The 12,580-nt window shown below is 61.5% G+C and carries 11 protein-coding genes and 1 pseudogene; 3 read left to right on the plus strand and 9 right to left on the minus strand.

What is annotated here, in order from left to right:
* The first annotated feature begins 155 nt into the window (after positions 1-155).
* Together ercA and AB4O16_RS29740 are read left to right on the plus strand one after the other, a co-directional pair.
* A complete protein-coding gene (gene ercA / locus AB4O16_RS29735; RefSeq protein WP_046037285.1) occupies positions 156-1,319 on the plus strand; it encodes an alcohol dehydrogenase-like regulatory protein ErcA in 1,164 nt (387 codons plus the stop codon).
* Positions 1,303-3,039, plus strand: coding sequence for a PAS domain-containing hybrid sensor histidine kinase/response regulator (locus AB4O16_RS29740; RefSeq protein ID WP_110660740.1), 1,737 nt, complete (start codon positions 1,303-1,305; stop codon positions 3,037-3,039). The genes ercA and AB4O16_RS29740 overlap by 17 nt, the downstream gene beginning before the upstream one ends.
* On the opposite strand, the gene AB4O16_RS29745 is transcribed toward AB4O16_RS29740, so the two are convergent.
* The 9 genes and pseudogenes from AB4O16_RS29745 to copC form a co-directional block, all read right to left on the minus strand.
* Entirely contained in the window at positions 3,015-3,905 is an 891-nt protein-coding gene (locus tag AB4O16_RS29745) for an aldose 1-epimerase (protein WP_160387790.1), read from the minus strand. The two genes, AB4O16_RS29740 and AB4O16_RS29745, sit on opposite strands and share 25 nt — an antisense overlap.
* A gap of 218 nt (positions 3,906-4,123) precedes the next feature.
* A pseudogene (locus tag AB4O16_RS29750) lies at positions 4,124-5,405 on the minus strand (TRAP transporter large permease).
* Positions 5,405-5,932, minus strand: a complete 528-nt coding sequence (locus AB4O16_RS29755) for a TRAP transporter small permease (protein ID WP_110662845.1) — start codon at positions 5,930-5,932, stop codon at positions 5,405-5,407. The pseudogene AB4O16_RS29750 and the gene AB4O16_RS29755 overlap by 1 nt, the downstream one beginning before the upstream one ends.
* Positions 5,933-6,010: 78 nt before the next feature.
* Positions 6,011-6,982 (minus strand): TRAP transporter substrate-binding protein, encoded by a 972-nt coding sequence (locus tag AB4O16_RS29760; protein ID WP_460156554.1) that lies wholly within the window; start codon positions 6,980-6,982, stop codon positions 6,011-6,013.
* Positions 6,983-7,058: 76 nt separating this feature from the next.
* A complete protein-coding gene (locus tag AB4O16_RS29765) occupies positions 7,059-7,946 on the minus strand; it encodes an SMP-30/gluconolactonase/LRE family protein (RefSeq protein WP_460156555.1) in 888 nt (295 codons plus the stop codon).
* 52 nt (positions 7,947-7,998) lie between these two features.
* Positions 7,999-8,823: an NAD-dependent epimerase/dehydratase family protein gene (locus AB4O16_RS29770; protein ID WP_460156556.1), complete on the minus strand. Its 825-nt coding sequence runs from the start codon at positions 8,821-8,823 to the stop codon at positions 7,999-8,001.
* 249 nt (positions 8,824-9,072) lie between these two features.
* Entirely contained in the window at positions 9,073-10,368 is a 1,296-nt protein-coding gene (locus AB4O16_RS29775; protein ID WP_460156557.1) for an OprD family porin, read from the minus strand.
* A 152-nt stretch (positions 10,369-10,520) separates the two neighbouring features.
* Positions 10,521-11,378, minus strand: coding sequence for a copper homeostasis membrane protein CopD (copD, locus tag AB4O16_RS29780; protein ID WP_460156558.1), 858 nt, complete (start codon positions 11,376-11,378; stop codon positions 10,521-10,523).
* A gap of 3 nt (positions 11,379-11,381) precedes the next feature.
* Positions 11,382-11,747: a copper homeostasis periplasmic binding protein CopC gene (copC, locus tag AB4O16_RS29785; protein WP_460156559.1), complete on the minus strand. Its 366-nt coding sequence runs from the start codon at positions 11,745-11,747 to the stop codon at positions 11,382-11,384.
* A 135-nt stretch (positions 11,748-11,882) separates the two neighbouring features.
* Here copC and AB4O16_RS29790 point away from each other — a divergent pair, with 135 nt between their 5' ends.
* On the plus strand, positions 11,883-12,503 hold the full coding sequence (locus AB4O16_RS29790; protein WP_110662020.1) for a TetR/AcrR family transcriptional regulator: 621 nt from the start codon (positions 11,883-11,885) through the stop codon (positions 12,501-12,503).
* The last annotated feature ends 77 nt before the right edge of the window (positions 12,504-12,580 follow it).

Raw genomic sequence — 12,580 nt, forward strand, 5'->3', positions numbered from 1 at the left:
ATCAATATTGACTGACAGGGCCTCTTCGCGAGCAAGCCCGCTCCCACAGGGTTCTGTTACAGCCCGGGCAGCGCTGTTCTTTGGTCTGATTGCATTCACAGCTGGATGGTTTAGTGTGGTTTCTACCTTCCAAAACAATAAAAACAGGCTTTCCAATGAGCCAGAGTCTCAACCAGCTGCGCAAGTTCGTTTCCCCTGAAATCATCTTCGGTGCCGGTAGCCGGCACAGTGTCGGCAATTACGCCAAGACCTTTGGCGCACGCAAGGTCCTGGTGGTCAGTGACCCCGGTGTGATTGCTGCCGGTTGGGTCGCCGATGTCGAGGCCAGCCTGCAAGCGCTGGGCATCCAGTATTGCCTGTACTCCGATGTCTCGCCGAACCCACGGGTCGAAGAGGTGATGCTCGGCGCCGAGATGTACCGGGAAAACCACTGCGACGTGATCGTCGCCGTCGGTGGCGGCAGTCCGATGGACTGCGGCAAAGGCATCGGCATTGTCGTCGCCCATGGCCGCAGCATTCTCGATTTCGAGGGTGTGGACACCATCCGCGTGCCCAGCCCGCCGCTGATCCTGATTCCGACCACCGCCGGCACCTCGGCCGATGTCTCGCAATTCGTGATCATTTCCAATCAGCAGGAGCGCATGAAGTTCTCCATCGTCAGCAAGGCCGTGGTGCCGGACGTTTCGCTGATCGACCCGGAAACCACCCTGAGCATGGACCCGTTCCTGTCGGCCTGTACCGGCATCGATGCCTTGGTGCATGCCATCGAAGCCTTCGTATCCACCGGCCACGGGCCGCTGACCGATCCCCATGCACTGGAGGCGATGCGCCTGATCAATGGCAACCTGGTGCAAATGATCGCCAACCCGACGGACATCGCGTTGCGCGAAAAAATCATGCTCGGCAGCATGCAGGCCGGGCTGGCGTTTTCCAATGCGATCCTGGGTGCTGTGCATGCCATGTCCCACAGCCTCGGCGGCTTTCTCGATCTGCCCCATGGGCTGTGCAACGCGGTGCTGGTCGAGCACGTGGTGGCTTTCAATTACAACTCGGCGCCTGATCGCTTCAAGGTGATCGCCGAGACGTTGGGCATCGACTGTCGAGGCCTGAATCACCGGCAGATCTGCGGGCGCCTGGTCGAACACCTGATCGCCCTCAAGCACGCCATCGGCTTTCATGAAACCCTCGGTTTGCATGGCGTCAGGACCTCGGACATTCCGTTCCTGTCGCAGCATGCGATGCACGATCCGTGCATCCTGACCAACCCGCGCGAATCCAGCCAGCGTGATGTCGAGGTCGTCTATGGCGAAGCCCTCTGACGAGCAGCAACGGGCCCTGGCCGGGTTGTTGGGGCTGGGCAGCCATTCGGCGCGCAAGAGTCACTATCCGGAGCTGGCCGCGCGCCTGGATGATCTGGAAGCCGAGCGTAACCGCTACAAGTGGCTGTTCGAAAACGCGGTGCACGGGATCTTCCAGGCCAGCCTGCACGATGGCATGCGCGCCGCCAACCCGGCGCTGGCACGCATGCTTGGCTACCAGGACCCGCAGGAGGTGCTGTTCTCCCTGACCGACCTGGGCAGCACCCTGTTCGTCGACGGCGCGCAGGAGCTGGAAACCATCGGCGAAATCCTCCGGCACCAGAGCAGCCTGCACGGCTATGAAACCCGCTTGCGGCGCAAGGACGGCAGTCACCTGGATGTGTTGATGAACCTGCTGCTCAAGCCCGGCCAGGAAGGCTTGGTGGAAGGCTTCGTCTCCGATATCACCGAGCGCAAGCTGGCCCAGCGACGCCTGCAGCAACTCAATGACGAACTGGAGCAGCGCGTCGTCGCGCGCACCGATGAGTTGCTCGAGGCTAACCGTAACCTCCAGCAGCAGATCACCCAGCGTAAACAGATCGCCAAGGCCTTGCGCGACGCCCGCGATGCCGCCGAGGCCGCCAATCACAGCAAGGACAAATACCTCGCCGCCGCCAGCCATGACCTGCTGCAACCGCTGAACGCCGCGCGGTTGCTGATTTCGACCTTGCGCGAACGCAAATTGCCGGAAGCCGAACAGGTGCTGGTGGAGCGCACTCACCAGGCCCTGGAAGGGGCCGAGGATTTGCTGACGGATCTGCTCGACATTTCCCGGCTCGACCAGGCCGCGGTCAAGCCGGACGTTGCCACGTACCGCCTCGACGAACTGCTCGGGCCGCTGGTGTCGGAGTTCCAGTCCGTCACCCAGGCGGCCGGCTTGAACCTGCGGGTGCGCATGGCCGATTACGCCATCAACACCGACTTGCGCCTGATGACGCGGATCCTGCGCAACTTCCTCAGCAATGCTTGCCGCTACACCGATGAAGGCAGCATCCTGCTGGCGGCAAGGCGTCGGGGCGAGATGTTGCGCCTGGAGGTCTGGGACACCGGGCGTGGCATCGCCGCCGACCGGCTCGATTCGATCTTCCTCGAGTTCAACCAGTTGGACGTCGGCCGCGCCGCCGACCGCAAGGGCGTGGGCCTGGGGCTGGCGATTGTCGAGCGCATCGCCAAGATCCTTGGCTACAGGATCGGTGTGTACTCGATGCCGGGGCGGGGTTCGATGTTCAGCATCGAGGTGCCGATATCCGACGAAGTTCCGCTGCCCGTGAGCCAGGCGGTGTCACAACCGGGCACCGGCAACCCGCTACCGGGACGTCGTTTACTGGTGATCGACAACGAAGTGAGCATTCTCGATAGCATGAGCGCGTTGCTCGGGCAGTGGGGCTGCGACGTTCTGGTCGCCACCGATGAAGAGGCTGCTCTGGCGGCGCTACGCGGGCAGGCACCGGAACTGATTCTTGCCGACTATCACCTCGATCACGGGGTGGTCGGCTGTGATGTGGTGCGACATCTGCGCGAGCATTTCCACCAGGACATTCCAGCGGTGATCATTACCGCCGACCGCACCGACCATTGTCGGCGTGCGTTGCAGCGACTCAACGCACCCTTGCTGAACAAACCGGTGAAGCCCGGCAAGTTGCGAGCGGTGTTGAGTCAATTGTTGGGGGCACCAGCCTGAAACGGCCGATACTGCAGGGTGAAGCCCAGTTCGGTGGATTGACCCTGTTCCAGCAAACGCAGGCCCGGTCGACCGGGCAAGTGGTGCGCGTTGACCGGGTGGCTCACCGGTTCGATACAGAAAAACCCCAGGCCCACGGGGCAGTAGAGAAGGTAGTAATCGCTGCCAGTGGCCTGGCAGTCCAACTCGTATCCGAGGTCGGGCTGTTGGATCAGGCAATGGCCGTCCCATTCGCAGAAGCCGTTGTCGACCAGCGTTTCGGGTAATGGCTTGAGTTGCTGAAAATCCCACTCGACCGGCAACGCGCCAAGTGCTGTCGGCAGTTTCGCCCCGTCGCACAACCACACCTGCCGTGCCGGTGCCTGCAGTCGGGTGTTTGGTGTCCGTGGCAGGTACGGATGCAATCCCAGACCATGCCATGCAGCGTGCTCAGCCAGGTGCGTGACATGCATTTCGATGCTCAGCTTGCCTGCGCTCAAATGGAAGCGTTGCCGGGCGCGATAGGCGAAGGGCGTTGTGCTATCGAGTTGCAGGACCACTTCATCTTCAGTTCGGGAAATCACCTGCCATGCCTGCTGCCAGGCGCTGCCGTGGATCGGCAGGGGATCGGTGAGGCTGTTGGGTGTCAGTGCCAGCCAGCCATCGGGACAATCGAAACCGCCATCGGCGATGCGGTTGGACCAGGGGATCAAGGGAAAGCAGCCGAGCTTGCCGGGCAGACCGGTGTTCAGGGCATGCTCATCGGCGTGTCGCAGCAAGGGTTGCCCGGTGCTGCGCACGGTCCAGTTGACGATGCTGGCGCCCAGCTCCGGGGCGAGGGTGAGGTGGGTGAGTTCGTCTTCGAGTTCGAGCAGTGTGAGTGACATGTAGACCTGCTATGTGATTTTTATGTAGCTGCACTGTTCCCTGTGGCGAGGGGGCTTGCCCCCGTTGGGCTGCGAAGCGGCCCCCTGCAATTTTTGAGGAGCACCGAGTCGCTTGTATTTGCGACTGCTGCGCAGCCGAACGGGGGCAAGCCCCCTCGCCACAAAAGCCCCCTGACCAGCAAGCTCCCTGGTTACAGGGAGCTTTCTGACAAGGTGTTTTACAACACCAGATGCGGCAACCACAGCGAAATGGCAGGAATGTAGGTCACGGCCATCAACACCAGGAACAGCACCGCGTAGAACGGCAGCAGCGCCTTGACGGTTGATTCGATACTGACTTTACCCACGGCCGACCCCACGAACAGCACCGCGCCCACCGGCGGCGTAATCAAACCGATGCCCAGGTTGACCAGCATGATCATGCCGAACTGTACCGGGTCCACGCCAATGCCGAGGATCACCGGCATCAGGATCGGCGTGAGGATCAGGATCAGCGGCGCCATGTCCATGACCGTACCGAGCAACAGCAGCATGACGTTGATGCACATCAGGATCACGTAGCGGTTGTCCGACAGGGTCAGGAACAGCGTGGTGATCTTCGCCGGGATCTGCATCAGGGTCATGATGTAGCCGAAGCTGGCGGCGAAACCGATCAGGATCATCACGATCGAAATCGTGCGCACGGTGCGGTGCATCAGTTTGGGCAGTTCGCTCCATTTGTAGTCGCGGTAGATGAACATGGTCACGAAGAACGACCACAGCACGGCAATCGCCGCCGACTCGGTGGCAGTGAAAATACCGGACAGGATGCCGCCGAGGATGATCACCATCGCCATCAGGCCCCACAGCGCTTCGCCGCAGATCTTCAGCGCTTCGCGCATCGGAATGACTTCGCCCTTGGGGTAGTCGCGCTTCTTGGCGAAGATCAGGCACAGCACCATCAGGCACGCGCTCATCAACAGGCCCGGCACCACGCCGGCCATGAACAGCGAGGCAATCGACACCAGTGCCGCCGGCGGCCAGCGAGTAGAGCACCGAGTTGTGGCTGGGCGGTGTCAGCAAGGCTTGCACCGAACCGCTGACGGTCACCGCCGTGGCGAATTCCCGGGGATAGCCGCGACGTTCCATTTCTGGAATCAGCACCGAACCGACCGAGGCGGTGTCCGCCACCGAGGAGCCGGAGATCGCGCCGAAAAAGGTCGAGGCCATGATGTTGACCAGCGACAAGCCGCCACGCACGAAACCGACCAGCACTCCGGCGAACGCCACCAGGCGTCGGGACATGCCGCCCTCGGCCATGATCGCGCCGGCCAGCACGAAGAACGGGATGGCCAGCAGGGAGAATTTGTTCACGCCCCCGGCGACCTGAATCATCAGGGCCTGGAACGGGATGTCGATCCACCACGCGCCGATCAGTGCGGCAAAGCCCAGGGCGTAGGCGACCGGCATGCCGATCAGGATCAATGCGATAAAACTGCCGAGCAGTATCAGAGCGTCCATTAAGCGGCACCTTCGTTTTCTTCAACGAGGTCGAAACGCACGACCCGGCGGTTGCTCTGGTCGCCGAGCAAGAGTTTTTCCAGGACAAAGATCAGCGTCAGCACGCCGCCCACCGGAATCGGCATGTAGGTGATGCCCACACGCAGGGTCGGCAGGGCGCTCATGTACTGGTTCCAGGTCGACAGGCACAGCTTGCTGCCCCAGATGGCCATGAACAGGCAGATCGTAGCCATCAGCAGTTGCGCGAACACGGCCATGGCCTTGCGCAGGTGCGGCGGCATGCGGTCGGTGAGCATGGCCACTGCCATGTGCGAGCCGGACCGGTAGCTGGCGGCGGCGCCGATGAAGGTGAACACCATCATCAGCAGAATCGCCGTGGGCTCCGGCCAACTGGAGCCGGTGCCGAGGACGTAGCGGGCGAACACGCCCCAGGGAATGATTAACGCAATGGCCAGAACGGAGAGCCCGGCGACCCAGATACAGGTCATGTAGAGCTTGTCATTGATGCCTAGCAGCAGATTCTTCATCGGGTTCCACCGTAACCGGGCGCGCACTGACGTTCACCAACGTCAGCGGCGCCGGGCCTTTCTTGAATGCAGGGAGGGTTACTGAACGGCTTCGATGCGCTTGATCAGGTCGGCGTAGGGCGCGCCGTATTTCTCGCGGATCGAGGCGGTTGCCTCATAGAAAGGTTTCTTGTCGACGGTGATGAACTCGACGCCGGCGGCCTTGAGTTTCTCTTCACTGCTGGCCGATTTCGCATCCCACAGGGTGCGTTCCTGGGCCTGGGCCGCCTTGGCGGTTTTCTTCACCAGGGCTTGTTGCTCGGGCGTGAGTTTTTCCCAGGTGATTTTCGACATCACGATCGGCTCGGGCAGGATCAGGTGGCCGGTCAGGCTGTAGAACTTGGCGTTCTGGTAGTGGTTGTGTTCGAGCAGGGTCGGCGGATTGTTTTCCGCGCCGTCGATCACGCCGGTCTGCAGGGCACTGAAGATTTCCCCGGTGTCCATCGCGATGCCGTTGCCGCCCATGGCGTTGATGGTTTCGATGAACATCGGGTTGCCTTGCACGCGGATCTTCATGCCCTTGAGGTCTTCAAGGCTGCGTACCGGTTTTTTGGTGTAGATGTTGCGCGTGCCACCGTCCATCCAGGCCAGGGCGACCAGGTTGAATTCGGAGTTGGTGATCTTGTCGAGGATCTCGTCGCCGACTGCACCGTCGATGACCTTGCGCATGTGCGCCTGGTCGCGGAACACAAACGGCATGTTGAACACGTTCACGTCCGGCACCACCGGGCCGACGATGCCAAGGCTGACCCGGGCCATCTGGATGGCGCCGACCTGAGCCTGTTCGACCACTTCTTTTTCCGAGCCGAGTACGCCACCGGCGAACATCTTGAAGGTCAGCGCGCCGTTGCTGTCGGCCACCAGGGTTTTACCCAGTTGCTCTTCAGCCACCACGGTCGGGTAACCGGCGGGGTGGATGTCGGCGAATTTGATTTCCAGCGCCTGGGCGGCGCTGCTGAGGGAGAAGGCGAACGGGAGTGCAGCGGCGAGCAAGGTGCGTTTGAAGTCCATGGGGGTGTCTCCAGTTTTATTGTTTTTTTATTCAAGGCACAGCGATGCAGCGGGAGCGCTTTTGTGTCGAGGTTGCTCAATCGTTGAAACGGGGTTCGGGTAAACCTTGGACGCCGGGATCGAGGGCGAACACGCCCCCGGCCAGTGATTGCGGATCATGGTCGTCGCCGGGGCGGATCGAGGTCACGAACAGCGTGTCCAGTCGAGGGCCACCGAAGGCGCACATGGTGGGTTTTTTCACCGGTACGGCGAGGGAACGGTCGAGTCGGCCGTCGGGAGTGAAGCGGTGGATCAGGCCGGCGTCGTTGGCGCAAATCCAGTAGCAGCCATCGGCATCGACCGCAGCGCCATCGGGACGACCGCAGTATTGGTTCATGTCGACGAACACCCGGCGATTGGAGGGGGTGCCGGTGTCGATGTCGTAATCGAAGGCCCAGATCTGCTGGACCTGCGGGTGGGAATCGGACAGGTACATCGTACGCCCGTCCGGGCTGAAGCCCAGGCCGTTGGGCACGATGAAACCGCTCAATTGAGCGTCGAGCGGTCCGTGCTGCCCGGCGCTGTAGCGATACAAGGTGCCGTTGGCGGCGTTGGCGCCCATGTTCAGCACCATGCTGCCGGCCCAGAAGCGGCCCTGGCGGTCACAGCGGCCGTCGTTCAGGCGCATGTCGGTGCGGGCGTGGTCGACGTGGGCCAGCGGTTCACTGTCGAGGCTGCCGTCGTTACGCGTATGCAGGCGGAAGAACCCGCTTTCCATGCCGGCAACCCAGCCACCGTCAGCATGGCGTGCAATGCAAGCCAGCATCTGCGGGGTTTTCCAGGCGTCCACCTGGCCGGAATCGGCACGCCAGCGCTGTAAAGCGCCGGCGGGGATATCCACCCAGTACAGCGCGTTTTCCTCAGGCACCCAGACCGGGCTTTCACCGACCGCGTTGCGGACGTCGACAATCAATTCGGCTTGCATGGCAACTCATTCCCTTGGTTTTTGTTGTGGGGATCAAGTGAGCGGTAAGTGTTCAGTCGCCGAACGGGCCGGCAGCGCAGAAGGCGCCGCCCTGATACAGCCGTGCCGGATCATCGGCGGCGGGCATCGGTTGGGCTTCGACTTTTGCGCGGAACTGTTCGGAGCTGTCCTGCGGGACAAAACCCAGGGCCGATGCGTAGCGGTTGTCCCACCAGATGTCCTTGTTGTCGGACATGCCGTAGACCACGGTGTGGCCGACGTTCGGGGTGTACAGGGCGCGTTCGAGCAGTTGGGTCAGGTCGCCGAAGCTCAGCCAGGTGCTCATCATCCGGCGGTTGTGCGGCTCCGGGAACGAGGAGCCGATGCGCACGCTGACGGTCTCGATGCCATAGCGGTCGAAGTAGAACGTGGCCATGTCTTCGCCGTAGGACTTGGACAGGCCGTAGTAGCTGTCCGGGCGGCGAGGGGAGTGGGCGTCGATGACTTCGTCTTGCCCGTAGAAGCCGATCACGTGGTTGGAACTGGCAAAGATCACCCGCTTCACACCGTGGCGACGCGCGGCTTCGTAGATGTGGAATACGCCGCAGATGTTGGCGCCGAGGATTTCTTCGAACGAACGCTCGGTCGACACACCGCCGAAATGCAGGATCGCGTCCACGCCTTCGACCAGTTGATGCACCGCCTGCTTGTCGGCCAGATCGCAGGGCACGACTTCTTCGCGGTCATCGATGGCCGGCGCGATGTCGGCGATGTCCGACAGGCGAATGACATTGGCGTAGGGGCGCAGGCTTTCGCGCAGGACTTTACCGAGGCCACCGGCGGCGCCGGTCAGCAGCAGGCGATTGAAAGGGGGGCGGGCGGTTGCAGTGGTCGTCATGGGAATCCTGGGCGCGCGGTTATTGTTATTGATTCGTTGTAGGTTGTCGTACGACTTATGCGAAGTATCGTTAGGGTTTCCGGGTCTTGTCAACGCGACATTGGTGGTAATTGACGGAGGGTCGCCTTGTAGGAGCGAGCTTGCTCGCGATGGTCGTCAACGATAACGCTGGAAACCTGATACCCCGTGGCGTTCTCGGGATCATCGCGAGCAAGCTCGCTCCTACAGGGGGCTGGTTGATCTCGGGACTTACAACAACGAAATCGGATAGCTGATGAAAATCCGGTTCTCATCGAACTCGTTGGTGCTGAAGTCCTTGCGAATGCTCGCGTTGCGCCATTTCACGTTGAGGTTCTTCAGCGCACCGCTCTGCACGGTGTAGGCCAGTTCGGATTCGCGGCCCCATTCCTTGCCGTCGGTGATGGCGCCGGTGTGCACGTTGTCGCCGCTGATGTAGCGGTTCATCAGGGTCAGGCCGGGGATGCCGAGGGCAGCGAAGTTGTAGTCGTGGCGCACCTGCCAGGATTTCTCCCGGGCGTTGTCATAGCTGGAGTTGTAACTGTCGTTGGCCAGGGTGCCGCCGCTGGTGCCGTTGACCCGCATCCACACGTCGTCGCCGGTGAGTTTTTGCAGGCCGACGTAGAAGGTGTTGCCGCCGTATTTGGCCGAGAGCAGGGCGAACGCCGTCTTGTTGTCGAGGTCGCCGGCCTTGGCGCTGCCGTCTTCCTTGCCGATGAAGTAGCCCAGGTTGGCGCCCAGGGTCCAGTCGCCGACGGGCTGGCTGTGGGTCAGGTTGAAGTATTGCTGCTGGTAGATGTCACTGAGTTCGGAGTACCAGACGCCGACCTGCGTGCGCTTGTCATTGAACGCGTATTCACCGCCGCCGAAGTTGAACCGGTCCGAGGTGAACGCCGTTTTGCCGTTCATGAACATGTCTTCCATGCTCGCGTCGTTGCGTGGGCTGTTTTTCTGGAATTGACCGCCGTACAGCGTCAGGCCGCTGATTTCGCTGGAGGTCACCTGGGCGCCCTGGAAGGTCTGCGGCAGCGAGCGGCCATCGTCGGAGCGCAGGATCGGCAGCACCGGCATCCATTCGCCGACCTTCAGTTCGGTTTTCGAGACCTTGCCTTTGAGCGCCACGCCCAGCCGGCCGAAATTGTCGGCGGGGCGGCCGTCGTCGTGGATCGGCAACAGCTGCGTGCCACCGGTGCCTTTGCCGCCATCGAGCTTCTGCGAGTACAGGCCCAGTACATCCACACCGAAACCCACCGGGCCCTGGGTGAAACCGGACCGGGCATCGAGAATGAAGTTTTGCGTCCACTCTTCAGCCTTGCCCTGGGGGTAGGCCGGGTTGGTGTAGTTGCGATTGATGTAGGCGTTACGCAAATTCAGCGTGGCCTTGGCGTCGTCGCTGAAACCTTCGGCCTGGCTGATCATGGGCAGGGCGAGGGCCAGGCCGCTGCAGCCGATCAGGCTGAGGGTATGGCGACGGGAAAAGTTTGCGCGCGAAGAACGGGCGGAGGAATTGCGGACGAGCTTGCTCACTGTGACGCTCCCTTGTTTCTTGTTTTTATTGTTGTCATACGTCGTCGTACAACATTGGTGGCGATATTTGCGGGATTTTCGAGGGTTGTCAATGGGAAGTTATGCGATGACTTGTGGTGTTGTGAGTTGAAATGGATAACCGTGTGGGATTATTAGCTGGAAATCATGGGGGGCAGGGTGCCGAGCAATGAAACTGCTGCTACCGCGCCGATCCCGAGCAACCATTCGAGCATCACGCTGGCGCGCAATGTCTGCAGACGCTGCTCGCAGTCATCGATGCGCAACCGATTGAACAACGCCAGACCCAGCATCGCCGCCACGAGCGCGGCCTTGATCAACAGGATCAAGGCAAACCCGGTGAACAGCGGTGTCGGCCAGAAAGCGCCGGTGAGTACCCGCACATTGATCAGCCCGGTGATCAGCAACCCGCCGACCAGGCCGTAGCCGACGCCGCTGAAGCGCTGCAACATCAAGCGGATCGAATGCCCCGCAGGCTGGCGCAGAATCATCACCAGCAACATCAGGCCGCCGAGCCAGGCACCGACGCACATCAAGTGAATGAGTTGATTGAGGATCAGCAAATGCCCGGCGGTGCCATCGAGCATGGCGCCGTGGCCGACCGGGGCCAGGGTGGCCAGCAGCAAGCCGCTGAGGATCAGGCGCAGCGCAAGGTTGGCGCGCAGTGGGCTCAGCAGTAACGCCACCAATGCGACGTTGATCAGCAAATGCCAGCGCCAGACCTGGCCGAAAAAGGTATTGCCCAGTACCAGGCCCAGGGTCGGCGGATCGAAGGCCGCCTCCCAGGCCCCGGCCATGCTTGCGGTAATCAGCAACAACCAGCAGACCCCGCTGGCCAGCGCCACCACCGCCAGCCAACGGCAAGTGCGTGCCAGGCGCTGATCCAGTGCGCTTTCGCCACTTGAAAGCAAAGGCCTGAACAGCCAGGCCCCGAACAGCATCAACACCACGACAAAATGCAGGAAGCGGCACAGCACCAGCGCGCTCGCCATGAATTACTGGCCAACCTTGAAGGCGTAGGCACCTTCGCTTTTGTGGGTGTCGACGGACACGGCGTGCCATTCGACTTTGTAGGCGCCGGCAGTCAACGGCGCGGCCGGGGTGACGATCAGGGTCTTTTTATCGCTGCCATCGGTGGTCAGCGCTTTGACCGCTACCGGCGCGCCATCGCGGGTCAGGGTGACTTTGGTGAAACTGGCCTCGACTCCCTCGGAGAACTCCAGGCGCAATTGTGTTGGCGCGGTCACGGTGCTGTCGGCGGCCGGTGTCTGGCTTTTCAGGTGGGCGTGGGCAAACACTGAAGAAGCGGCGAGCAGCGAGCCGAGCAGGGCCGTGATGGTCAGGGTTTTCTTGAGCAGCATCGTGAGTACCTTTGGCAGTTTCCAAGTGCGCTGAGTTTAGCGTTACGACAGCGGCTGTACGAAGTTTCGTTTTACCCTGTCGCCGCAGTCCAGAGCGGATGCTAGTCTTGTCCAACGTTGTTGTCGGGGATCCGCATGGGCAATCACAAGATCGAGATTCGTCGCAGTAACGTCGAAAAAATTCTTCTGGGGGCGGAAAAAGTCTTCGCTGAAAAGGGCTTCGGCAGCACCGCCATGGCCGACATCGCCGCCGAAGTGCAACTGCCGCGTTCCAACCTGCACTACTACTTCAGCACCAAGACCGAACTGTACAGCGCGGTGCTGTTCGATTTGCTGGAAGTCTGGAAGCAGGACGCGCTGTGTTTCGAGATGTTCGACGACCCGCGTGTGGTGCTCAGCAGCTACATCCGCGCCAAGATGAACCACTCCCGCAGCCGGCCTTACGGTTCGAAAGTCTGGGCCAACGAAATCATCCACGGCGCGCCGACCCTCGGCACAGCGCTGGATGTAAGCCTGTACGACTGGGCCAAGATGAAGGAAGCGAAAATCCGCCAGTGGGTGGACGACAAACGCATCCTGCCGGTCGAGCCGTCGAGCCTGCTGTACATGATCTGGGCCTCGACCCAGCACTACGCCGACTTCGATCACCAGGTGAATATTCTCAACGACCACCAGCCGCTGTCGGACATGCAGTTTGAAAGGGCGGTGCAGACGGTGACCAGCGTGATTTTGCGGGGGATTGGGTTGGAGCCTTGAGGTTGGGTGGTGTTGCTGCTGGCCTCTTCGCGGGCAAGCCCGCTTGTATGGTAGGACTTGAAGGGAGGAGGAGGGAC

It is taken from the genome of Pseudomonas sp. S2_H10 (genome assembly GCF_054668285.1).